Origin of the sequence: Pseudomonas sp. PDM26 (genome assembly GCF_019219185.1) — a bacterium.
GTDB lineage: Bacteria > Pseudomonadota > Gammaproteobacteria > Pseudomonadales > Pseudomonadaceae > Aquipseudomonas.
Genome location: NZ_JAHUWC010000003.1, coordinates 209,557 through 232,583, shown reverse-complemented (window position 1 = coordinate 232,583; position 23,027 = coordinate 209,557). Strand labels below are relative to the sequence as shown.

Genomic DNA, 23,027 nt, shown 5'->3' with positions numbered 1-23,027 from the left:
GTTTATCCGGTTCACACGCGTCTCGGAGCCACACTGGACTCACTCACCAACAAAAAAGGGCCCAACTTTCGGTGAGCCCTTCCAGACCGCCCGGTAGAGCGGATTTTGCTCGTTAGGCTCAATGACCAATTGATCGGTAGCTAAAAGCTACTTCGCGACATACCTCGCGCCGTGTGGATCGTTGAGTTTTGCCTGCAATATCCCCCACTCGCGCTGAATGATCGAATAAGGAATAAAAATGCTGATCCTCTCAGCCCCCTTTACGCCGGAGTTATTGCTCACATCGTTCAGAGTGGTTGAGTAGAAACCGATATTGATGCCGACAATACAGCCGTCACTGGTGAGGACCGGCCCACCCGACATGCCCTTGACCAGCGGGGCATCATGGATGGCATAGAGATCACCACTGTGTTCATCGGCATTGATGAAAGGCGTTTGATACACCTTGCCTTTCCCGGTAGTGGTCATGAGGTAAGGACTCGTCCCAACGGCAGTGACGCTCTCGCCCACACGCGGCGCGCGCCATGATGGGTAATGGCCGCTGGCCTTGTGCTGGATGAAGACGAGATCGCAGCCTGTGCTGCAGCTGTACTTCACGTTGGGGATGAACGGAGTGTGGCGGGTGGTTACCGCATAGTCATCGTTCCATTGCACGGCCGAGGCCATGTATAGATACGGTGCGGGAAACCCCGAGTGGACTAAAAAGTATGACTCATTGGCAGGACCCGAAAAGTCGGGTTTTACGATGCCGTTGCATCCTGCAGTTACAGCTCCAATTAAAAAGCAGGCCATGATCTTGATCATGATATATCACCGACTTAATTGGGAGAATGTGACTGTTTTTTGTTGTCATTATTTTGGCTTTTGTCAGATTGCAGTACTCCTCGCCGTTTGCTCTAGTTGGACGTTTTCTTACTTATGGCTGAGTTTGCAATGACGCGTATGAATAAATCGTGCTAATGCCAATTGCTTTTCGATCAACTTCAAAAGTTCAAATATTTGGCGCCTGAAAATTGTTAAAGACGAGAAACAAAACCAGCCGTTGCTATCGACGCCTTCGTTAATGGCACCAACGATCATGGAAAGTGGCGCCTACCTGAATCAATCGCTATGCCCGTCACCCACAAGAGCGAAAAGTGCAAGCAGTCGCAAACGCAAGAACATTTGCATCGGGCGCCTATACAACAGGCAATTCGCCAATAGCGAAACCGGACCGTTTCAATATCGACGGAACGGGTTTTAGCGGTAGTAGCAAGTCAACCAACCATTCTAAAGAGCAGTCACCCATAGAGACTCTGCCGGAGTTAAAGGCATGGTTATTCCTGACTGTTTTATTTATACGTCCAGGCGCCAGGATATTAAGCCATCACTGACAGGGTTAACGGTAAAACATTGGAACCTGGCTTCACGCGCTGTTATACAGCGGGCACTACGAACAGCACTATTGAATATCGAGTGGTAACACCGGCTATAGAAAGGGACCATGCGTATCGCCGTACAAGCGGCGGCGCAGTAACGCGAGGCAAGAGGCTTAAGTCTCTTGCTTTAAACAGACCAGGAAAAATCTCATGAAATTTCAAACAACGAAAAAGGGCCCACCTTTCGGTGAGCCCTTCCAGACCGCCCAGCAGAGCGGATTTTGTTTGGTAGTCGCGATTGGACTCGAACCAACGACCCCCACCATGTCAAGGGCCACCATGCTAAGCGCTGAGCCACGGAGCTCAAGGCCCTAAGAGAACGCCTATTCACATTATGAGGCGTCAACAATGGCCAATTTCCGCTTACTACCGTCCGGCAACTGGAGCGCTCAGGTCCGGGTTAAGGGTAAATCCCCCAGTCGAAAACCTTCAGCACGAAAACAAAAGCCGAGTCTTGGGCAAGCCAGCTCGAAGCCGTGACGATAGATCACAAACATCACACTATATATACGCTCGGCATGACTTACTGCGAAACCATGTTCAAGGGAAAAAGGCAGCTATGACCTCGCACTGAAAATCGTGGAAGTGTCGATTTTGAAAAATCAGGTGTGGGTGAATTGAAAATCGCACTCCGAAGGACTAAGCCAGAAAATTTCGATACGCCGTATCAGGCGTCGCGATAACTGGACGGACAAATGGCATAGTGCTACTATCCGCGATCCCTTCGGTACTTTTACAATCAAAAGGACTTGTCGAATGACGTACCTTCGCTTGCTTTTAGCTTCAGCCCTAATTGCTCTTTGCACTGGCTGTGCCTCGCCCGCCCAAATTACCGGCATGTCAGTGCCTGCCGATCAAGCCAAGGCAAACACCTATGACTCCCAGCTGCGAAATAATGTCCGGCTTTCTGAGGTGAATGGTGGAGATAAAACCAACCCTCTGTGGACTTCGGAAATCGACGCCCCTGACTTCAGCGCTGCACTCAAGCAATCGCTCGCCAATGCCAATTTGCTTGGCGACGAGTCAGCCCCTTATGCTCTAGGTGCCAACCTGCTGCGCGTTGACCAGCCTATATTTGGACTGGATTTTGAAGTGACCAGCGAAGTTGAATATACCTTAATAGAGTCAAGCACTAACAAGGTCGTTTTGCGCGAAATTATCCGGACCCCTTTCACTGCCGGCATGGGCGATTCGGTTATAGCGATCAAGCGTCTACGCTTGGCCAATGAGGGATCCGCTCGGGTAAACATCATTGCCATGCTCAAGCGTCTCAGCGCTCTCAAAATCGAAGCCAAACAAGTTTCGTTAAAGAACTGAGGACCTTTCCAACACCCCCCCTCTCCTGCCTAAACCCTGCGCTACAAAGGATTCTTGCGCCCTGGTAGCCAGGGTTTAGAGCATTTGTCTCCAGTCGATCATTACCACTTAAAGTGGCAAAGCCGATCACCCGGCAGGGTGAAGCTGTACCCTCACATCAGTCGACCGGAGAAAGAATTTCCTTGAGAAACGGAAACTCTGGAACACAGATCAAGTCGATCTGCCGTCTAAAAGCCTTGTCGCCTGACTTATGCGTTCCGAGGCAAAGGAAGTAGTTTGCTCTGGAATTCAAAAATTACCCCGTCGACCAACAGACTGCTGTTATAAGTTTTGTTGCGACACTTCTGGCGCATGGGTTAACTGACTTCCAAAGGTACCCTGGAAAGGTTTCTCCATCATGGAGAGACCTCATCAGGGGCTCGGCGGACTAAATCTACACGCACGCGGATCACCTTTGGCATTACCACCTAGGTGTCTCCACCTTTTCCTCAGTGCACACTAAATATCACGCCCTCCACTTTGAATGGCCAGGCAGAGGTCGGTCTATCCACTTGGTCGATACCTTTATCCTGTTGCCCATAGCAATGGCTGGCATGACAGCAGTGATGTGAGCGTTTATAACGGTGGTGCCTTTGAATTCGATGGTCTTCTTGATGGACATGTTCAATTCCTTAGTTAGGAATCCGGAGAGTTCGATAGCCCGCACCTGCAGAATCAATAGTGCCGACCTCGATTCGATCAAATGAGGTAACACCGTTCTTGATCAGCTTGACCGACAGCGCTGTCTTCCCGGAGGAAAGGCCCGAATCATCAATCGATGCGACAGTCTCCAACGAGCTGTTGCGCCAGCGGTATTTTCCGGAAGCCCCCAGGTTGAAGGTCGTGTAAAACTGATCCGTTTGTTCGCTCGCGCCATTCGGCAATACTCGATAAAACTGCTGATCGACAGTAACCACGAACTCTTTACGCGTGGACACTTCGCTTGAGTAGCCCGCCACAAAGTTACTGGAAAGAGCCCCTGCGCCGAACACTACCACCCCGGAACTCACAAGCGCTTCAGGGTTAACGCCACCTGTGAGCACCCCGTAATTATTCAAACCGCCCTCACCTGTAAACTCGAAAATAGCCTTGACCGTCGAGTAATAATTAACGCCTTCAGCGAAGCAGGCATTCGCCTTGCGGAAGAGGTATAGCGGATTGAGAACAGCAGCCACTGCGGAGAAATAGGGTCTTGGGTCAACCGATCGGCAATTGAGCGGAAGCAGTTGCCCGCTGGCAGTGCCGCCATGAAAAACAACCCCGGCCCCTTCGACATTCTCGAAGGTGATGTTGTAATCCCAGTTGTCGCGCGCCCACTCTCCATATTGGATCACGGCGTTGAAATTGGCGGCATTGCCAAACTTGACCATGTTCGCTGCCGAGCAGGTGTTGAGCTTGACCCCTCGGGACTCGGTGTTCCTGCCTACCGCAAAGCCCACAGCGCTGTTCTCTGCCAAGGTGAAACCGAAGGCTTTGCATAGATTGATTTCGCTTTCAAAGATGCCGTCGAGCAAGAACACGTCGGTTTTGATGCCATGCTGGGGGAGCGCGACCACCTGCTCGATTTTGACGCCCTGGCACATCTTGCCGGTCGCAAAGCCCGTACCACCACCGGCCTTGTTGGTTTTAAAGGCGGTACTGGAAAAGTTTTTGATGTAGACACGCTGCACATAGCTCCCATCTCGGGCGCCGAACATGGCTACACCAGGAATATCGCGGCCGCCGACATCGATCGTGAGCGATGAAATACCCAGATGAGTGGAGACATCTGCAGCAGCAGTTGAGTCGCCCAACTCAATCACACAGTCTCCGATGAACCCGGCGCCTGGCCCCCCCTGCAGGTCCAAGACAAGGCCGGCAGAATCGATGCCGTCACCAACGAGCTGCGCGCCGGTCACTTTGGTCGTGATCTTGCGTTTCACCCTGAGCAAGTGAGGAATCAGGACCTTCTTACCCTCTTGCAGCGCGGCATTGATCGCCGTATCCCAGTACCAGGTAGCGGGTTCCGCTTCATCAATCCTGTCCCCCGCGGGAATACGATTGATGTACTCCCATACGTTCAAGGACTGGGCGCTCAACATGCCCGCCACCGTGTAGGCTGACTTGCCGAACGGACCTCTCATGAAGGCCAGCATCTTGTCGTTTCTACTCGGGTCGGCCAGTTCCTGGCGCAATGACGCGTCACCCGCCGCCAAGAGCTTCGGCACATCGATTGCCCATCCTGACGTGACAAAAGGCAAGCTGGCGTTCTTGGCGCGATACAGCTCACCTAAATAGCGAACAGTTTGCGTGGGCCGGGTAATACTCAAGCCGACGACATAATCGACAGGCGTTTCGAAACCGCTACTTTCAAGAAAGTCGACAAACTCGGTTACACGCTCTGCTTGAGCAGATGTGAACGCCGAGTTACGTCCGGCCTGATCCGCCTCAAACTCGATACCCATGGCGGGAATGGTCTTTCGGTTCGTACCGAAACGATCCGCATACATTGATCCGGGGCCATTCACGAACTTGTCGAGAATTTTTGCGTTGTCAGACAAGTCTCGCGGATCGGTACTGCCGATCGGGTTTCCGGTGTTGTAGCTCATGGTCGTTTCGCTCACAGAGTACGCCGCCGGCGCCGCAAATGACGCGGTGCCTAGTGCGCTGATTTTTATCAATTGCCGGCGATTTACCATAACGACCAACCTCAAAACAGAATCGGTTGGCAGTGTACCGGCGCAGGCGTTGTAGGCCGAATGAAGAATGTGCGAATCGTTGCAACAGACTGACGCAGACGCAGCCAAACACCCTGCAGACCTACCCTGCTGGCCACTCGTGGTTTATGGCGCGGTCGAAGATGTCCGCCATAGCAACGTAATCGGGCACAGTGATAATCCAGCCCGCGCCCAGAATGGGGCGCTTGAACAATTCGACTTTGGCGGTAAAGCGCCAATGACTCACACCCACCAGATTCGGCCCGTCATAAATATCAATGAAGCGGGCTCGGTGATCATCTAAGCCTAGCGGCGTCTTAAGTGGGCATTGGAATGCCCAACCCACGAGACTCGATCCTCGCGAACCTGAACCAGCAGTTGGATCAGCTCTTCGGTGCTGGTAAGTCGGTGCAGGAGATCGACCCGGGTGTCAGCGGTGAACGGGAGTTGATGTTCGGCAGCTCCCACAACAACAAACTGAAGATCGAGCGCGACAAGCTCGCACCGCGATTGAAGGAACTGGCCTACGCCGGAAAGACTGTGATCGAAGCAGCGAAAGAGATGGGCATGGAAACCAAGCGCGCCGGCTCATCGTCCGCGAGAACAACATCAAGTTCACGAGGCCACTGTGAGACGCATTAACAATCAGGTACGCCAGTGCCGACGACAGACATAGCCGGATCTACCGGTCCACGGAATAGAAGAGGCAGGTAACGGCCGAGAAACAACGGTTGCCGACGGCGGAGTCGCTAAAGCAGAAGAAAAAGCGAGCCAAGAAAGAGGCAGATGACGAGAGGAAAGGTGCCTGCGTCTTCAAGGTTGAGGTTGCCGGCGTGTTCATGCCGGACCTCAACCTACGCCGCGAGCACTTTGAAGGAAATCAAATTCAAGCTAGCCCGGTACCGCGAGGACCTGGGCGACCTGATGATGGGCCAACTGGACATGCTGACGGTGGCGGAATACCTGGATGGTTTCGAGCACAACGCCTACACGAAGCACCGCGGGCTGTTGGTCAAGGTGTTCGCGTTCGCCGTGGCCAAGGGCCTGTGCGAGCGCAACTCCGCCGAGCTGACTCTGGTCAAGGAAGCCGAGAAATAGCGCCAGCGGCACACCGTCGAGGGGCTGAAAACGATTCTGGAGCATGTGGGGACGCCGATCAGGCTGAAACGCGCCATCCAGCTGGGGTTGCTGAGTCTTCAGCGGCGGGAGGATATCGTGATGTGGCCGAAGTCGGCCGTGGACCTCGAACAGAACACCATCAAGGTGTCGCCCGGGAAGACGCAGAACTATGGGAAGCCCGAGCACCTGGAGATTTTCATGGGGCAAGCCCTGCGAGAGGCGGTGCTGGAGTGCGTGAGATCGCCGGTCGTCTGCCCGTACCTGATTCACTACTCGCCAAAGGCGCGCAAGCGGACCCAGTTGGACGCCAAGCTACACTGGAACGCAGTGACGGCGGACTATCTGACCAAGTCTTTCGCCCAGGCGCGGGACGATTCGAAGGCTTATGAGGAAATGCCGGCCGGTGAGCACCCAACCTTCCACGAGATTCGTGCCCTCGGCGCCTGGCTGTATGAGCAACGGGGTTTCGAGCAGGAATATATTCAGGGTCTGATGGGGCACGCTGACGTGAAGATGACGGAGCACTACCAAGCAGGGCACGGTGATGAAGCGGTGGTTTACATGAAGGTGAAAGCCGACCTGAAGGTGTAACGCGGTGGTCGTTTGCCCAAAATATTCCCAAAGTTTGCCCAAACACCAGCCAACAAAAAAGGGCTCACCTTTCGGTGAGCCCTTCCAGACCGCCCAGCAGAGCGGATTTTGTTTGGTAGGCGCGATTGGACTCGAACCAACGACCCCCACCATGTCAAGGTGGTGCTCTAACCAACTGAGCTACGTGCCTGCTGTGAGGCGGCATTCTACGGAATTCCGGAAGGGTGTCAACACCTTTTTTCGAGCTAACCCTATGAATATGCAAAATATTTAATTTTGCCGGTCCAAAGAAGATTTTCCGGGTGGCTGGCGGGCGATTTTCAACTCGGGTACGATCAACGCACTCGTAAAATATATTAAACAGAGGCTGCAGGATGGCTAACACCCCCTACCCAGAGTCCTACTACGCCGCATCGGCCAATGCGGCTCCACCGCGTCCGGCGTTGCAGGATGATGTCGAGACCGATGTCTGTGTGATTGGCGCCGGTTATACGGGACTGTCCTCTGCCCTGTTTCTGCTGGAGAGCGGCTTCAAGGTCACGGTGCTCGAAGCCGCCAGGGTGGGTTTCGGGGCGTCCGGGCGTAATGGTGGGCAGATCGTTAACAGCTATAGCCGCGATATCGATGTCATCGAGCGCACAGTCGGTCCCAAGCAGGCCCAGTTGCTGGGGCAGATGGCGTTCGAGGGTGGGCGAATCATTCGTGAGCGCGTCGCCAAATACAACATTCAGTGCGACTTGAAGGACGGTGGCGTGTTCGCCGCGATGACCGCCAGGCAGATGGGGCATCTCGAATCCCAGAAGCGCCTGTGGGAACGATTCGGCCATACCCAGCTTGAGTTGATGGATCAACGCCGCATTCGCGAAGTGGTGGCCTGCGATCAATACATCGGCGGGATGCTCGACATGAGTGGCGGCCATATCCATCCGCTTAACCTGGCGCTGGGTGAAGCGGCGGCGGTCGAGTCCCTGGGTGGCACGATTTACGAGCAGTCGCCCGCTGTGCGCATCGTGCGCGGCGCGAATCCGGTTGTGCACACGCCGCAGGGTAAGGTCCGGGCCAGATTCATCATCGTCGCCGGCAACGCCTATCTGGGCAATCTGGTGCCGGAGCTGGCCGCCAAGTCGATGCCTTGCGGCACGCAGGTGATTACCACCGAGCCGCTGGGCGAAGAACTGGCGAAGACCCTGCTGCCTCAGGATTACTGCGTCGAAGACTGCAACTACTTGCTCGACTACTACCGCCTCAGCGGCGACAAGCGTCTGATCTTCGGTGGCGGCGTGGTGTACGGCGCGCGGGATCCGGCGAACATCGAAGCGATCATTCGGCCGAAGATGCTCAAGGCATTCCCGCAACTCAAGGACGTGAAAATCGATTACGCGTGGACGGGCAACTTCCTGCTGACCCTGTCGCGCCTGCCCCAGGTCGGACGCCTGGGCGACAACATCTACTACTCCCAGGGCTGTAGCGGCCATGGCGTGACTTACACGCATTTGGCGGGCAAGGTACTGGCCGAAGCTTTACGCGGCCAGGCAGAACGTTTTGACGCCTTTGCCGACCTGCCCCACTACCCGTTCCCCGGCGGACAAATGCTGCGTACCCCGTTTGCGGCATTGGGTGCGTGGTATTACGGATTGCGGGACAGGTTCGGGTACTGACTGCTAAATCAAAAGGCCCGCTGCGATGCGTAATGCTGTTCAGTTAAGCGAATGTGGTCTCTGTAGGAGGTAGGAGCGAGCCTGCTCGCGATGGTCGTTAACGATAACGCGTATTTACTGGCTAAACGCGGCGCTCTCGAGTCCATCGTCGGAACGCCGCCCGGAGCAAGCTCGCTCCTACATGGGAATGCGTTCGGCGTAGGAGCTGCCGCAGGCTGCGATCTTTTGATCTTAAAGACGATCCCGCGCGATACCGCTGCGAATCCGCAAAATGTCCGCCAGCACCGCCAGCGCAATCTCCGCCGGCGTCTTGCTGCCCAGGTTCAGCCCGATCGGCGCATGAATCCGCGCCAACTCGGCATCCCCCAGCCCGCCAATACGCCGCAAGCGCTCGAAGCGCTTTTGCGAGGTCTGCAGGGAGCCCATCACCCCGATGTAAAACGCCTCGGTGCGAACAGCCTCCATCATCGCCAGGTCATCGATACGTGGATCGTGGGTCAATGCCACCACAGCGGTGTCGCTGTGACAGCCTCCATCGGCGATGAATAGCGACGGCAGTTGGCGGCGAATCTCCACGTTTTCCAGCACGACGCCTTCCAGCACTTCGTCTCGCGGATCACACAGAATCACCTCGAACCCCAGACCCACGGCAAACTCTGCACAGGCCTGGGCCACACTGGAATACCCGGCCAGCAGCAAACGCTGAGCCGCGCCGACGCGCACTCGCACCCGGTCGATTTCTCGCTCGATACGCACACCCTGCTCACGATCATCGAACAGACTGCGCGCACCGCTCTGCAAATCAACTTCACGGATTAACCGACGCCGGCCCGACAGCGCCGACTCCAGCTCCCGCAGATGCGCTTGCACGGCACATTCGGCATCCAGCTTCTCGACCAGCACATCGAGCACCCCGCCACACGGCAGGCTGACGCGCGAGCGTGGGTCGTCGCCTTCGCCGTAACGAACAACGCTGACCGGCTGCACAAACGCGCCCTCGGCGACTCGTTCGAGAAAGTCGTCCTCGACACAGCCACCGGACAGCGAGCCAATCCAGTGCCCCTGCGCGTTCACCGCCAGCAGCGAACCCGGTGCGCGCGGTGCCGAGCCGTAAGTGGCCAGCACCGTACACAACCAGATGCGCTGACCGGCCGCCGACCACTCCAGCGCCCGACGCACCACCTGCAGATCGAGATGCTGCATATCAGTGCGCCTTGTGCTCGAGCGGCGGCGCATCGGCCCGCAGCTTCTGCACGTCGTTCACCGCCAGATCATTCGGCTGACCGCCCCAGCCCTGACGCAGGTAGTTCAGCAGATCCGTGAGTTGCTCGTCGCTCAACTTCCCGGCAAACCCTGGCATCGGTTGCATGTGTTCGAAACCGGAGAACTTCTGCTCACCGATACCGTCGTCGATCACCCGTACCAGGTTGCGCGGATCTTCCAGGCGCAACGTGGTGTTGCCGCGCATGGCCACGGCGATGTGCGGCTTGCCCTCACCGCCCGGCGCATGGCAACCGGCGCAGACATTCAAATATTCCTGACGGCCGCGCTGGGCGCTCGGGCTCAGTTTGTCCAATGGCACTTCGGTGAGCACTTTCGCCGCAGGCGGCTGATCGCCGAGCAGGAAAGTCGCCATCGCCGCCAGATCCGGATCGCTGAGGCCCTGGGTGCTGTTGTGGAACACCGGGAACATCTCGTTGAACATCGTGCCCTGGGCGCTCATGCCGTGCTTGAGAAACGAGCTCAGGTCCTGATGATTCCAGCCACGGGCCGCCAGGTCAGTGGCCAGCAGGCTCGGCGCCAGATAGCCATTGAGAATGCCTCCGGTCATGCGCTTGTCCTGCTGCATCGCACCGGGCAGGCCGCGCGGGGTGTGGCACTCGCCACAGTGCCCCAGCACGTCGACCATGTACTGGCCGCGCTTCCAGGCTTCGCTCTTGCCCTCGGCCGGCTCCAGCTTCACGTCCTTGCCGTACATCATGTTCCAGCCCATCAGGCCCAGGCGCACATTGAACGGGAAGCTCAGGCTGGTGACCGGTGCGGCGCGCTCGATCGGCTCGACGGTTTTCAGGTAGGCATGAATCGCGTCGGAATCTGCTCGCGGCATCAGGTGATACGAGGTGTAGGGCATCGCCGGATACAGGTTCGCCCCGTCGCGGCGCTTGCCTTCGGTCAACGCGGCGAAGAACTCGTCATCGTTGTACAGGCCAATGCCGTGCTCTTTGCTCGGGGTGATGTTGGTGCCGTAGATCGTGCCGAACGGCGAAACGATCGGCAGGCCGCCTGCGTACGGCGCACCACCCGGTGCGGTGTGGCACGCCATACAGTCGGCGGCGCGGGCAAGGTACTCGCCTTGCTTGACCTGCACATCATCGGCGTGAGCCGCCAGTACAGGCGCAGCCAGACCAACCGCCAACGCCAGGCGGCTAAGTAGAAGCTTCATGCTTAACCCTCCTTGACCAGGCCGAGATCGGTCAGCACGTTGCGGGTGGCGCTGTAGTAGCGCACATACCCGGTGCAACGGCAGATGTGATGACCGAGGCTGTCCTCGATGACTTTTTCCAGCTGGCTTTTGACGATCGGCTGACGCTGCAGCTTTTCCACCAACACGGTCGCGGCATTGACGAAGCCCGGCGCGCAGTAGCTGCACTGGAAGGCGAACTCGTCGACGAAGCGCTGCTGGATCGGGTTCAGCTCGGTGACCTTGCCCTGCTCGTCGCGCGTCGCATGGCCTTCGATGGTCCGAACCTTCTTGCCTTCGAAATAGTGTGCGCCGGTGATGCAGGTGCGCACTTCTTCGCTGGTGCCGTCCGGGTTGTCGACGATCACCACGCAGGCGTGGCAGATGCCCTGGCCGCAGCCCAGGCGCGAACCGGTGAGGTTCTTGTATTCGTGCAGGTAGTCGATCATCGGCAGGTCATCAGGGATGTCCACCGGGCCGACGGATTGACCGTTGAGGGTCAGTTGAAGCGGGCGGTTAGCCATTGAGGGCCTCCTTGATGCGTGCAGAAGTGATAGGCAGGTCGCGGACACGTTTACCGATGGCATGGGCCACGGCGTTGCCGATGGCACCAACCACCGGGATCATCACCACCTCGGCGATGCCCTTGGACGGGTCGCTCGGCGACAGTGGCGGCAGGATGTCCGCCGTCTGTTTCCACACCGCAACGTGACGCGCCATCGGCAGGCGGTAACGGTTGAAGTTCCAGTCACCCTCCCCCGGCCCGCCTTCGTACAACGGCATCTCTTCCATCAGCGCATGGCCGATGCCCATGGCGATACCGCCCTCGAGCTGGCCCCTGACCAGTTCTTCCACCAGCACCCGACCGCACTCGACCCACGAGTGATGATTGAGCACCGACACTTCGTTCGAACCCTTGTTGACCTTCACTTCCACCAGCGTCGCCACCGGGCTGTAGTAAGTCACCGCCGCGTTGTTCAGCTGAGTCGCCGGGTAGGCGATGCCCTGCCGATCCAGCAGATGGAAACCGGCGCTGTTCATCTGCGCCTTCTTCGCTTTCGGCGCACCATCGCCGTACTTGACCGCCAGGCCATCGAGCGGCAAACGCTCACGCACGCCGTCGATGCTGAACTCGGCCTCGGCCCAGCTCCAGCGGTTGAAACCGTGCACGGTGGCGCCGCTCACCAGGCCACGCTCATGAACGCGCTTGGCGAGCATGGCGAATGGCAGTGGCTCCATGCCGTTGGCCGTGAGCTTGCCATCGACCCAATGGGCGTCTTCGCGGCGCACCACGTAAGGGTTGGCCTGGCCGCCGTAAGGGCCTTGGTGCCAGATCTCCAGCGCCGCCGGCCACAGGCCGTGGTTGAACAGCACGCGCGCCGCTTCACGGGTGGCATGGCTGAAGTAGTACGCCGAGTTGGTCGCCGACGAAGCCGAAGCGACCTTGCCGACCCAGCGCGGATTGCGCAGGAAATTGTCCTGCTCGGCCTGGCTCATGATGTACGGGTTGCCGCCACTGACCAGCTGCAGCTCTTTCCACTCGGTTTCGCCGGTCTTCACTTCGTGCGCCGGGATACCCAGGAAATCGGCCACGACCATGGCCTGCGAAGTGGACATGCCGGTGCCGATTTCGATACCGATGTGGCGCAGGCTGATGCGGCCTTCGGCCGTGAATTCAATGCTGGCCATCGGCGCTTCGGAACCGGTGCCGAAGTCTTTCTGGCAGATGGCGAAACCCACCCCGTACCAGTTGTCCGGATCGGCGGCTTCGCGTTGTTTCTTGATCGCTTCGCGGTTTTTCCAAGTGTCGTGGACGGCCGCCTTGTCGAGAATCTCGTGCAGGCGCAAGGCACCGGCCGGGATCGCGCCCTGGGTGTTTTTCATGCCCGAGCGCAGGGCGTTCTTGCGGCGCAGTTCGATGGCATCGACACCGAGGCGGCCGGCGATTTCGTCGACCATCATCTCGGTCGCCGCCATGCTCTGCAGGGTGCCGTAGCCACGCATCGACCCGGCTTCAACGGCGCGGGAATGATAGGCCGTGACCTGCAGATCGTTCTGCGGCATGTAGTAGATCGACTGTGCCGCCGTGGCGCCCACCGCCGCCACGGACGGGCTGTAGTTGATTCGCCCGCCGCCGTCGACGCTCATCTCGGAGCGGAAAATCTTGAAGCTGTGGTCGTTCTTGTCCACCGCCAATTGGTAGCGAATGTCGAACGGGTGACGCTTGATGCCGCTCTGGAACTGCTCGTAGCGGTCGTTGGCCAGGCGTACCGGCACACCGGCGCCGTACAGCGCGGCCAACGCTGCGTAGTAGACGAAAATGTTGTGGTCTTTCGAGCCATAACCGACGGTGTAACCCGGGTGCATGTTCAGGTTGGCCAGGCCGAAACGCGACGGCGCGATCATCTTCGCGGTCTCGGTCGCGGTCTCCAGCGGGCACTGCGTCGCCACCACGAAATGCAGGGTCTTGGTCGCCGGGTCGTACCAGCCATTGCCGTTGTCCGGCTCCAGGGCGGCCGGCTCGATCGACGGGGTCTTGTAGCGCTCGTCGAACACCAGCCAGTTGTCCGGCGGCGTATCGATCTGCTGCTTCATGCGGTCGGCGTAGAACAGCCCGCGCTCGGTCAGGTTGCCGTGCAGGTTCGGCTGGGCATTCCACACCGGACGGCGGTTTTTCAACATCGGGAACAGGATCGAATCCTTGAGGCTGGCGAACTCGTCTTCGTCCGCCGAGGTCGCGCCGCCAACGCGCACGTAGCGGAAGCTGCCGTAAGGATCGCCTTCGTAGAACGGCACCTGCGCACCGTAACGAATCGCCTTGTCATTGAATTTGAGTTGGTTCTTGGCCTGACGGAAACGCTCGAAGTCGTTCCAGATCAGGATCGCCACCGGGTGACCGATGAACATCGGCACCTTGCCGGCCGGCAACAGCGGATCCGGGGCGTGCTCCTCAGGAAACACGATGCCGTCCTTGACCAGGTCTTCGGCGGTGACGATGCGGTCCGGTTGCAACTCGGCACCGAGCCACGACAGGTCGATGCCTGCAAAGATGTGGTCCGCCTTGATGGTTTTGAGCAGCATGGCGTGACCCTGCTGCTGCGGCCAGCCCGGCATGTCCTTGGCGCGGATGTCGCGGGCAAAGACCTTGCTGCCGCAGACCTTGGACAAGGCATCGTTACGGGCGCGCGCCTTGCCGTTGTTGCCGAGCCATTGCTCGGACGGCACGGTCACGCTGTTTTCCATCAAGGCGGCCAGCGCCTGGCTGCTCAATGGCGTGAGCGTCACGCTCACACCCGCTACCAGCCCGCCCTGAAGGAACGAGCGCCGGGATATATCACGGTTGGACATGGATCATCCTCTGGGCGGTTATGGGGTCCGCCCTTCTGGTTATGTACTGGAAATCTCGAGTCTTGCAGAAGACCTTTTCGACGATGCAAAGGGCTGTTGTTGACAGTGCAAAGCTGACCGAAAGGTTAAGTTTATAGGCTTATGACCTCACGGAAAACCGAAAACTGACCGACAAATCAAAAAAACGCGACTATTCGACGCAGCACGTTAACAGTAGCCGTGAATCTCGGTAGCGCGAGGCTGGAGGGGCAGCGCTGAACGACAGCGTCGCTAGCGCCCGACAGGCCATTCCGGCAAGGAGGCATGCAGGGAGGTCCGCCTGGAAAAAGGCGAGAGGAGAAAAACCTGAATTTCAGACACAAAAAACCCCGGTCTTTCGACCAGGGTCTTTGCTATCGACTCGAAGTAACCAGTGGTTTCTTCGTAGCTCCAAGGCGTTCAGCGGGCCTCGGGGCAGATATGGCGCAGCGGACGGGACTCGAACCCGCGACCCCCGGCGTGACAGGCCGGTATTCTAACCGACTGAACTACCGCTGCGTATCGCTTTGGACTTGCGTCCAAGTAACTCGTCTGATTGAAAACTCAGTAGCTTTTCAATCTCGAATCAAGCGTACCTGACTCGGAAAATATGGCGCAGCGGACGGGACTCGAACCCGCGACCCCCGGCGTGACAGGCCGGTATTCTAACCGACTGAACTACCGCTGCGCGTCGGTGGAGGCATTTCAGCCTACCTCTTGCTTTCGCAAGTATCTCGGGGAGTGGTGGGTGATGACGGGATCGAACCGCCGACATTCTGCTTGTAAGGCAGACGCTCTCCCAGCTGAGCTAATCACCCGTTTGCATCTCCGAGGCCGCGAAATTTACGCAGGTAGCGAACCTAAGTCAATAGCAGGATTGAAGTTTTTCTGAAAAAGACAAAATTGTGTCATTCCGCATGAGGCTGGCAACCATCAGACCGCTTCGCGAGCAGGCTCGCGAAGACGGCGGAACATACAACATCAATGTTGAAGACGACCCCAGGCCTGTCACTCGCTGTAAATCATCTTCTTGCTCATGCCGCCATCGACCACGAATTCCTGGCCGGTGACAAACCCGGCATTCCTCGACAGCAGCCAGGCCACCATCGCCGCGACATCCTCGACCGTCCCTACCCTGCCCGCCGGATGCTGGGCATGATCGGCTTCGGTCAAGGGTTCGGCACGCCGCACCGAGGGGTCGCGTGCATCGATCCAGCCAGGGCTGACGGCATTGACCCGGATCTCCGGGCCAAGACTGATCGCAAGTGCATGGGTCAGGGCCAACAAACCGCCCTTGCTCGCCGCATAGGCCTCTGTGTCGGGTTCCGACTGCCCGGCGCGGGTCGAGGCCAGATTGACGATGGCACCGCTGTGAGCGCGCAGGTACGGTGCACAGTGTTTGGCCAGCAACATCGGCCCGCTGAGGTTCACCGCCAACACCCGATTCCAGTGAGCCAGATCGAGGCTTTCCAGGGTGATGTTATGCGGATCGGCAACCGCGGCATTACAGACCAGCGCATCCAGGCGCCCGAACTGGCCGAGTACCTCGGCCACGCCAAGTGCGACTTGCCCTTCATTCGAGACATCCATGGTGATGAACCAGGCGCTGTCGCCCAGCACTTTCGCCACTTTCGAACCGCGCTCGCGGTCCAGGTCCGTCAACACGACTTGCCAGCCTTCGCTGATCAGCCAGGCCGAGATCCCCAGGCCAATGCCTCGCGCAGCACCGGTCACCAGCGCTACGCGACCATTCGAGCCGGTGGCCGGTGCAGACAAGTCGATCACAACGCAGCCAGACCGCGCGCCAGATCGGCTTGCAGGTCCGCCACGTCTTCCAGACCGACCGCAACGCGGATCAGGCTGTCACGAATGCCCGCCGCTTCACGCTCTTGCGGCGCGAGGCGACCGTGGGAGGTGGTGCTCGGATGGGTGATGGTGGTCTTGCTATCGCCCAGGTTGGCGGTGATCGAAATCAGGCGCGTCGCATCGATAAAGCGCCAGGCGCCCTCTTTGCCGCCCTTGACCTCAAAACTGACGACCGCACCGAAGCCCTTCTGCTGGCGCAGCGCCAGTTCGTGCTGCGGATGGCTCTTGAGGCCGGCGTAATGGACTTTCTCGATGCCTTCCTGCTGCTCCAGCCACTCGGCCAGTTGCTGGGCGTTGGCGCAATGGGCCTTCATCCGCAGGCTCAGGGTTTCCAGGCCCTTGAGGAAAATCCAGGCGTTGAACGGACTCAAGGTCGGCCCGGCGGTACGCAGGAAACCCACCACTTCCTTCATCTGCTCGCTGCGACCGGCGACCACGCCACCCATGCAACGGCCCTGGCCATCGATGAACTTGGTGGCCGAGTGCACGACAATGTCCGCGCCCAATTTCAGCGGCTGCTGCAAGGCCGGGGTGCAGAAGCAGTTGTCGACCACCAGCATCGCGCCTTTGGCGTGTGCGATTTTCGCCAGTTCGGCGATGTCGACCAATTCAGCCAACGGGTTGGACGGTGATTCGACGAACAGCAGTTTGGTGTTGGGCTTGATCGCCGCGTCCCAGCCGGACAAATCCGCCAGGGCCACGTAATCGACTTCGATGCCGAAGCGCTTGAAGTACTTTTCGAACAGGCTGATGGTCGAGCCGAATACGCTGCGCGACACCAGCACGTGATCACCGGCGCTGCACAGGCTCATCACCACGGCCATGATGGCCGCCATGCCGGTGGCGGTGGCCACGGCCTGCTCGGCGCTTTCCAGCGCGGCGATGCGCTCTTCGAACGCGCGTACGGTGGGGTTGGTGTAACGCGAATAAACGTTGCCCGGCACTTCACCAGCGAAGCGCGCAGCGGCATCGGCGGCGGTACGGAACACATAGCTGGAGGTGAAGAACATCGGATCACCGTGTTCGCCTTCCGGCGTGCGGTGCTGACCGGCGCGTACGGCCAGGGTATCGAACGCTACACCTTCGAGGTCGCTGTCCAGCCGACCGGCATCCCATTCCTGACTCATGCTGTCACTCCTTGCCGTGCTCTTGATAGATAAAAGTCTTTTTGCCAGATACAAAACCGGCCCCTCAGGGCCGGTAGAAACTCAGTTGTTGTACAGATCGATGATCGCACTGACTGCCTGCGTCTTGACCTTGGAGGCATCGTTGCGTGCCTGCTCGATCTTGTTCAGGTAAGCCTCGTCGATGTCGCCGGTGACGTACTGGCCATCGAACACCGCGCAATCGAACTTGTCGATCTTGATCTTGCCGCCACCGACCGCTTCGATCAAGTCAGGCAGGTCCTGATAGATCAGCCAGTCGGCGCCGATCAGGTCTGCCACGTCCTGGGTCGAACGGTTGTGGGCGATCAGTTCGTGAGCGCTCGGCATGTCGATGCCGTAAACGTTCGGGTAGCGAACTGCTGGGGCCGCAGAGCAGAAGTAGACGTTCTTGGCGCCAGCTTCGCGAGCCATCTGGATGATCTGCTTGCAGGTGGTGCCGCGAACGATGGAGTCGTCCACCAGCATCACGTTCTTGCCGCGGAATTCCAGTTCGATGGCATTGAGCTTCTGGCGTACGGATTTTTTCCGCGCGGCCTGGCCCGGCATGATGAAGGTCCGGCCGATGTAGCGGTTCTTCACGAAGCCTTCGCGGAACTTCACGCCCAAATGGTTCGCCAGCTCCAGGGCCGCAGTGCGGCTGGTGTCCGGGATCGGGATGACCACGTCGATATCATGATCCGGACGCTCGCGCAGGATCTTCTCGGCCAGTTTCTCACCCATGCGCAGGCGGGCCTTGTAGACCGACACGCCGTCGATGATCGAATCCGGACGCGCCAGGTAAACATGTTCGAAAATGCACGGCGTCAACGACGGGTTGGTTGCGCATTGACGGGTGTGCAGCTTGCCGTCTTCAGTGATGTAGACCGCTTCGCCCGGCGCCAGGTCGCGAATCAGGGTGAAGCCGAGCACGTCCAGGGAAACGCTTTCGGAGGCGATCATGTACTCGACGCCTTCGTCAGTGTGACGCTGGCCGAACACGATCGGACGGATGCCGTGCGGGTCGCGGAAACCGACGATGCCGTAGCCGGTCACCATCGCCACGACGGCGTAGCCACCGACACAACGGTTGTGCACGTCAGTCACGGCGGCGAACACGTCTTCTTCGGTTGGCTGCAACTTGCCGCGCTGAGCCAGTTCGTGCGCGAACACGTTGAGCAGCACTTCCGAATCGGAACTGGTGTTGACGTGGCGCAGGTCAGATTCGTAAATCTCCTTGGCCAGTTGTTCAACGTTGGTCAGGTTACCGTTGTGCGCCAGGGTGATGCCGTAAGGCGAGTTGACGTAAAACGGTTGAGCTTCGGCCGAGGTCGAGCTGCCCGCGGTCGGGTAGCGCACATGGCCAATACCCATGTGACCGACCAGGCGCTGCATGTGACGCTGATGGAACACGTCACGCACCAGGCCGTTGTCCTTGCGCAGGAATAACCGGCCATCATGGCTGGTCACGATACCGGCAGCGTCCTGGCCGCGGTGCTGGAGGACGGTTAGCGCGTCATACAGCGCCTGATTGACGTTCGACTTACCGACGATACCGACGATGCCACACATGCGACGCAACCCCTACTTAATGGATCTGAACTGAACACAACTCACTGAGGCGTTTTGGCCATCGGCAAGAGGTGCTCCTTGAACGGTATATCAGCGGGTACGCTGATTCCGCTGGCAAGCCACTGACTGCTCCACCCGAGGATCAGGTTTTTGGACCAGTCGGCGACCAATAAAAATTTTGGCACGAGCTGTGATTCTATCCACCACCCGTCCTGCTGTACCGGCCCCAGGCTCAACAGCCCGACGGCGATGACCACCAGCAACCCGCCACGCGCGGCGCCAAAGGCCATGCCGAGGAATCGGTCGGTCCCGGAGAGCCCGGTGACACGTACCAGTTCGCCGATAAGATAATTGATCATTGCGCCTACGATTAAAGTGGCGACAAACATGATGGCACAGCCCGTGATTATACGAGCCGATGGCGTTTGAATGTACCCGCCGAGGTACTCGGACAGTGAGCCACCGAACATCCAGGCAACGACTCCTGCGATGATCCAGGTCAGCAGCGACAATGCTTCTTTGACGAAGCCGCGGCTCAGACTGATCAATGCGGAGATGGCGACGATCGCTACGATCGCCCAGTCAACCCAGGTAAATGGCACAGTGCAGCCTACAGACGGATAAGGCGGCGCATTTTAGCAGAGCCCGTGCTTATCGGTAAGCTGCTATTGCCAGTGCATTTCATATCGGGGCGATAGTTTTAGCCACGTTCCGGCTGAAAGCGCACCACAAACCCCTTGAGATTCTGCTGGCGGTTCAGCAAGTCACGCAGCCGGTCGGCTTCGGCGCGCTCGATCAGCGGCCCGACAAACACCCGGTTTTTGCCATCGGCGGTACGGATATAGGCGTTGTAACCCTGGCTGCGCAGGGTTTTCTGAAGTTTTTCCGCGCTTTCACGACTCGACAGGCTGGCCAGTTGCACCGACCAACTGACAGACAAGCCATTGGCATCGACACGGCTTTGCGTGGTGTCCGGCTTGCCCGGTGCCGCGGTGATCGGCTGGGCAGGCGCTGTCGCAGGTTTGGCCGCCAAAGCCGGGATCAGCGCAGGCGCAGCCGGCTTGGCTGCTGGCGCTGGAGCCGCAGGCGCTACCGGCGCAGTTGGCACCGCCGATTCCTGTTGGGCGATTTCCTCATCGCTCGGCACGGGTTCCTGAGGCAATGCTTGCGGCTCGGGCACCACCACGGGCTCGACCTGTACCTGGGGCATCGCAGGCGCCTGCGGAGCCGCGGGCGCCTGGACCGTCACCTGGCGCTGTTCGTCCTGGCGGGAAAACAGCATCGGCAGAAAAATCACCGCCAGCGCGACCAACACCAGGGCGCCAACCATGCGCTGCTTGTATGCCTTATCCAGCAATGCCATTCGCCGCGTCCTCCGTGGAGCGCCGGGCCAGCCATTCAAGGGCCTCGGCGACACAATAAAATGATCCGAACAACAGGATTTCGTCGTTGCTCGTGGCCTGCGCGCACTGCCCTTCCAGGGCGGCCGCGACACTGCCGTATGACGTGACCGACGCACCAAGACCTTGCAACGCATCGTGCAGATCCGCGACCGAACGCGCCCGAGGCGAATCCAGAGGTGCAACGGCCCAGTGCTGGACACTAGCATTCAATTCGCCGACAACACCATCCAGATCCTTGTCCGCCAACAGACCGAACACCGCCAGACGCTTGCCGACCGGCGGGCGACTGGCCAGACGACGCGCCAGATACTCCGCCGCATGCGGGTTATGCCCCACATCCAGCAATAGATTCAAGCGCTTGCCTTGCCACTCGAACTCACGGCGATCCAGACGACCGACCACCTTCGTTGCCCGCAGCGCCTCGATTATCTGCGCATCCACCCAAGGCAAGCCAAGCAGCAGGTACGCCTGCAACGCCAGCGCAGCGTTTTCCATCGGCAGATCGAGCAGTGGCAGGTCGCGCAGTTCAACCGCGCGCCCTTGCGCATCGACACCGCGCCACTGCCAATTGTGATCGGTCATGCCGAGATCAAAATCGCGCCCACGCAGGAAAAACGGGCACTTGAGCTCGCGCGCCTTGTCCAGCAACGGTTGTGGAGGATTCAGATCGCCGCAGAGCGCAGGCGCGCCCTGACGGAAAATACCGGCCTTCTCGAAGGCCACGGACTCTCGGGTATCACCGAGGTAATCCGCATGATCGACGCCAATACTGGTGACCAGCGCCACGTCGGCGTCCACCACGTTGACCGTATCCAGGCGACCGCCCAGACCGACTTCCAGCACCACAGCATCGAGCCCCGAGCGCTGGAACAGCCAGAACGCCGCCAGGGTGCCCATTTCGAAGTAAGTCAGGGAAGTATCACCGCGCCCGGCCTCTACCGCAGCAAAGGCCTCGCACAGCTCGGCATCCGTGGCTTCGACGCCATTGAGCTGTACCCGCTCGTTGTAACGCAGCAGGTGTGGGGAGTTGTAAACCCCCACTTTCAAGCCCTGGGCCCGCAGCAAGGACGCCACGAACGCACAGGTGGAACCCTTGCCGTTGGTCCCGGTGACCGTAATCACCCGCGGCGCCGGCTTGCCCAATCCCATGCGGGACGCTACCTGCTGCGACCGCTCCAGGCCCATGTCGATGGCCGAAGGGTGCAACTGCTCGAGGTAGGCGAGCCATTCGCCAAGGGTACGTTGGGTCATAGGCTGGCGGGTACCGGTGGAACCACGATCGGCTCGATAGGGGCAGCCACGAACTGCGGCGTTGGCAGACCCATCATTTGCGCCAGCAGGTTGCCCAGACGCGGACGCAGCTCCTGACGATCGATGATCATGTCGATGGCACCGTGCTCCAGCAGGAACTCGCTGCGCTGGAAGCCTTCCGGCAGTTTTTCACGCACGGTTTGCTCGATTACACGCGGACCGGCAAAACCGATCAACGCCTTCGGCTCACCGACAATCACGTCGCCCAGCATCGCCAGACTGGCGGAAACGCCGCCGTAGACCGGATCGGTCAGCACGGAGATGAACGGGATGCCTTCTTCACGCAAACGCGCCAGCACCGCGGAGGTCTTGGCCATTTGCATCAGGGAAATCAGCGCTTCCTGCATCCGCGCACCGCCGGAAGCCGCGAAGCAGATCATCGGGCAACGTTTTTCCAGGGCGTAGTTGGCAGCGCGAACGAAACGCTCGCCGACGATGGCGCCCATCGAACCGCCCATGAAGGAAAACTCGAACGCCGAAACCACGACCGGCATTCCCAGCAAGGTACCGCTCATGGAAATCAGCGCATCTTTCTCACCGGTCTGCTTTTGTGCAGCGGTCAGGCGGTCCTTGTACTTCTTGCCGTCGCGGAATTTCAGACGGTCAACCGGCTCCAGGTCTGCACCCAGCTCGTTACGACCTTCAACGTCGAGGAAGATGTCGATACGGGCGCGGGCGCCGATACGCATGTGATGGTTGCACTTGGGGCAAACGTCCAGGGTCTTTTCCAGCTCCGGACGATAAAGCACAGCCTCGCAAGACGGGCATTTGTGCCAAAGACCTTCAGGCACCGAGCTCTTCTTGACCTCGGAACGCATGATCGAAGGGATCAGTTTGTCTACTAACCAGTTGCTCATGCTTTCTTTCTCCAGTACCGGCGGCCCGAACGCTCTGGTTCGCGGCCCCGTGTATGCCCTAGCGCTAAATTCATGTGTGCGAAGAGGGGTGATGGACTGCCACGGTCAGCGCGAAACATGACCTGCGTGCAACCACAAACCCTCGGAACTGCCTGCTGTGTGCAGTGCATCCGCTTTGTACAGTGCAGTGGACGGCGGCAGTCTGCCAGCC

Annotated in this window: 19 protein-coding genes, 4 tRNA genes and 1 pseudogene; 6 read left to right on the top strand and 18 right to left on the bottom strand. The window is 58.9% G+C overall.

The window, feature by feature from the left end; genetic code table 11:
* Nucleotides 1–147 precede the first annotated feature (147 nt).
* Nucleotides 148–804 carry a trypsin-like peptidase domain-containing protein gene (locus KW849_RS08115; RefSeq protein WP_218428909.1) on the bottom strand — a complete coding sequence of 219 codons (657 nt, stop codon included), beginning with the start codon at nucleotides 802–804 and terminating at the stop codon, nucleotides 148–150.
* 962 nt (nucleotides 805–1,766) lie between these two features.
* On the opposite strand from KW849_RS08115, the pseudogene KW849_RS31805 reads away from it, so the two are divergent.
* A pseudogene (locus KW849_RS31805) lies at nucleotides 1,767–2,003 on the top strand (site-specific integrase); the annotation flags it as partial.
* 171 nt (nucleotides 2,004–2,174) lie between these two features.
* Nucleotides 2,175–2,735: a hypothetical protein gene (locus KW849_RS08110; RefSeq protein ID WP_256357126.1), complete on the top strand. Its 561-nt coding sequence runs from the start codon at nucleotides 2,175–2,177 to the stop codon at nucleotides 2,733–2,735.
* 505 nt (nucleotides 2,736–3,240) lie between these two features.
* Here KW849_RS08110 and KW849_RS08105 read toward each other — a convergent pair.
* The gene (locus tag KW849_RS08105) at nucleotides 3,241–3,396 is read right to left on the bottom strand and encodes a hypothetical protein (RefSeq protein WP_218428908.1); all 156 of its coding nucleotides are present in this window, start codon (nucleotides 3,394–3,396) and stop codon (nucleotides 3,241–3,243) included.
* A gap of 10 nt (nucleotides 3,397–3,406) precedes the next feature.
* Complete coding sequence (locus tag KW849_RS08100) at nucleotides 3,407–5,362, bottom strand: hypothetical protein (protein WP_218428907.1); 1,956 nt, start codon at nucleotides 5,360–5,362, stop codon at nucleotides 3,407–3,409.
* A gap of 441 nt (nucleotides 5,363–5,803) precedes the next feature.
* Here KW849_RS08100 and KW849_RS08095 point away from each other — a divergent pair, with 441 nt between their 5' ends.
* The 3 genes from KW849_RS08095 to KW849_RS08085 all read left to right on the top strand — a co-directional run bounded on the left by KW849_RS08095 (nucleotide 5,804) and on the right by KW849_RS08085 (nucleotide 7,180).
* Nucleotides 5,804–6,112 carry a hypothetical protein gene (locus KW849_RS08095; protein ID WP_256357125.1) on the top strand — a complete coding sequence of 103 codons (309 nt, stop codon included), beginning with the start codon at nucleotides 5,804–5,806 and terminating at the stop codon, nucleotides 6,110–6,112.
* A gap of 228 nt (nucleotides 6,113–6,340) precedes the next feature.
* Nucleotides 6,341–6,568: a hypothetical protein gene (locus tag KW849_RS08090; RefSeq protein ID WP_218428906.1), complete on the top strand. Its 228-nt coding sequence runs from the start codon at nucleotides 6,341–6,343 to the stop codon at nucleotides 6,566–6,568.
* A gap of 24 nt (nucleotides 6,569–6,592) precedes the next feature.
* Nucleotides 6,593–7,180, top strand: coding sequence for a tyrosine-type recombinase/integrase (locus tag KW849_RS08085; RefSeq protein WP_256357150.1), 588 nt, complete (start codon nucleotides 6,593–6,595; stop codon nucleotides 7,178–7,180).
* A 113-nt stretch (nucleotides 7,181–7,293) separates the two neighbouring features.
* On the opposite strand, the gene KW849_RS08080 is transcribed toward KW849_RS08085, so the two are convergent.
* A tRNA-Val gene (locus KW849_RS08080) sits at nucleotides 7,294–7,370 on the bottom strand.
* 184 nt (nucleotides 7,371–7,554) lie between these two features.
* On the opposite strand from KW849_RS08080, the gene KW849_RS08075 reads away from it, so the two are divergent.
* The gene (locus tag KW849_RS08075) at nucleotides 7,555–8,838 is read left to right on the top strand and encodes an FAD-binding oxidoreductase (RefSeq protein WP_218428905.1); all 1,284 of its coding nucleotides are present in this window, start codon (nucleotides 7,555–7,557) and stop codon (nucleotides 8,836–8,838) included.
* A 231-nt stretch (nucleotides 8,839–9,069) separates the two neighbouring features.
* On the opposite strand, the gene KW849_RS08070 is transcribed toward KW849_RS08075, so the two are convergent.
* The 14 genes from KW849_RS08070 to accD form a co-directional block, all read right to left on the bottom strand.
* Nucleotides 9,070–10,041 carry an XdhC family protein gene (locus KW849_RS08070; protein ID WP_218428904.1) on the bottom strand — a complete coding sequence of 324 codons (972 nt, stop codon included), beginning with the start codon at nucleotides 10,039–10,041 and terminating at the stop codon, nucleotides 9,070–9,072.
* 1 nt (nucleotide 10,042) lies between these two features.
* Nucleotides 10,043–11,281 (bottom strand): cytochrome c, encoded by a 1,239-nt coding sequence (locus tag KW849_RS08065; RefSeq protein WP_218428903.1) that lies wholly within the window; start codon nucleotides 11,279–11,281, stop codon nucleotides 10,043–10,045.
* Nucleotides 11,282–11,283: 2 nt separating this feature from the next.
* The gene (locus KW849_RS08060) at nucleotides 11,284–11,823 is read right to left on the bottom strand and encodes a (2Fe-2S)-binding protein (RefSeq protein ID WP_007982256.1); all 540 of its coding nucleotides are present in this window, start codon (nucleotides 11,821–11,823) and stop codon (nucleotides 11,284–11,286) included.
* The gene (locus KW849_RS08055; protein ID WP_218428902.1) at nucleotides 11,816–14,647 is read right to left on the bottom strand and encodes a xanthine dehydrogenase family protein molybdopterin-binding subunit; all 2,832 of its coding nucleotides are present in this window, start codon (nucleotides 14,645–14,647) and stop codon (nucleotides 11,816–11,818) included. The genes KW849_RS08060 and KW849_RS08055 overlap by 8 nt, the downstream gene beginning before the upstream one ends.
* Nucleotides 14,648–15,107: 460 nt before the next feature.
* Nucleotides 15,108–15,184 (bottom strand) — tRNA-Asp (locus tag KW849_RS08050).
* A 92-nt stretch (nucleotides 15,185–15,276) separates the two neighbouring features.
* Nucleotides 15,277–15,353, bottom strand: a tRNA-Asp gene (locus KW849_RS08045).
* 54 nt (nucleotides 15,354–15,407) lie between these two features.
* Nucleotides 15,408–15,483, bottom strand: a tRNA-Val gene (locus KW849_RS08040).
* 190 nt (nucleotides 15,484–15,673) lie between these two features.
* Complete coding sequence (locus tag KW849_RS08035) at nucleotides 15,674–16,450, bottom strand: SDR family oxidoreductase (RefSeq protein ID WP_218428901.1); 777 nt, start codon at nucleotides 16,448–16,450, stop codon at nucleotides 15,674–15,676.
* The gene (locus tag KW849_RS08030; protein ID WP_218428900.1) at nucleotides 16,447–17,658 is read right to left on the bottom strand and encodes an O-succinylhomoserine sulfhydrylase; all 1,212 of its coding nucleotides are present in this window, start codon (nucleotides 17,656–17,658) and stop codon (nucleotides 16,447–16,449) included. The genes KW849_RS08035 and KW849_RS08030 overlap by 4 nt, the downstream gene beginning before the upstream one ends.
* An 81-nt stretch (nucleotides 17,659–17,739) precedes the next feature.
* Entirely contained in the window at nucleotides 17,740–19,245 is a 1,506-nt protein-coding gene (gene purF / locus KW849_RS08025; RefSeq protein ID WP_218428899.1) for an amidophosphoribosyltransferase, read from the bottom strand.
* Nucleotides 19,246–19,286: 41 nt separating this feature from the next.
* Nucleotides 19,287–19,847, bottom strand: coding sequence for a CvpA family protein (locus KW849_RS08020; protein ID WP_218428898.1), 561 nt, complete (start codon nucleotides 19,845–19,847; stop codon nucleotides 19,287–19,289).
* Between the two features lie 98 nt (nucleotides 19,848–19,945).
* Nucleotides 19,946–20,608 (bottom strand): SPOR domain-containing protein, encoded by a 663-nt coding sequence (locus tag KW849_RS08015; RefSeq protein WP_218428897.1) that lies wholly within the window; start codon nucleotides 20,606–20,608, stop codon nucleotides 19,946–19,948.
* Complete coding sequence (gene folC, locus KW849_RS08010; RefSeq protein ID WP_218428896.1) at nucleotides 20,592–21,899, bottom strand: bifunctional tetrahydrofolate synthase/dihydrofolate synthase; 1,308 nt, start codon at nucleotides 21,897–21,899, stop codon at nucleotides 20,592–20,594. The genes KW849_RS08015 and folC overlap by 17 nt, the downstream gene beginning before the upstream one ends.
* Entirely contained in the window at nucleotides 21,896–22,816 is a 921-nt protein-coding gene (gene accD, locus KW849_RS08005; protein ID WP_218428895.1) for an acetyl-CoA carboxylase, carboxyltransferase subunit beta, read from the bottom strand. Before accD ends, folC begins: the two co-directional genes overlap by 4 nt.
* Nucleotides 22,817–23,027 lie beyond the last annotated feature (211 nt).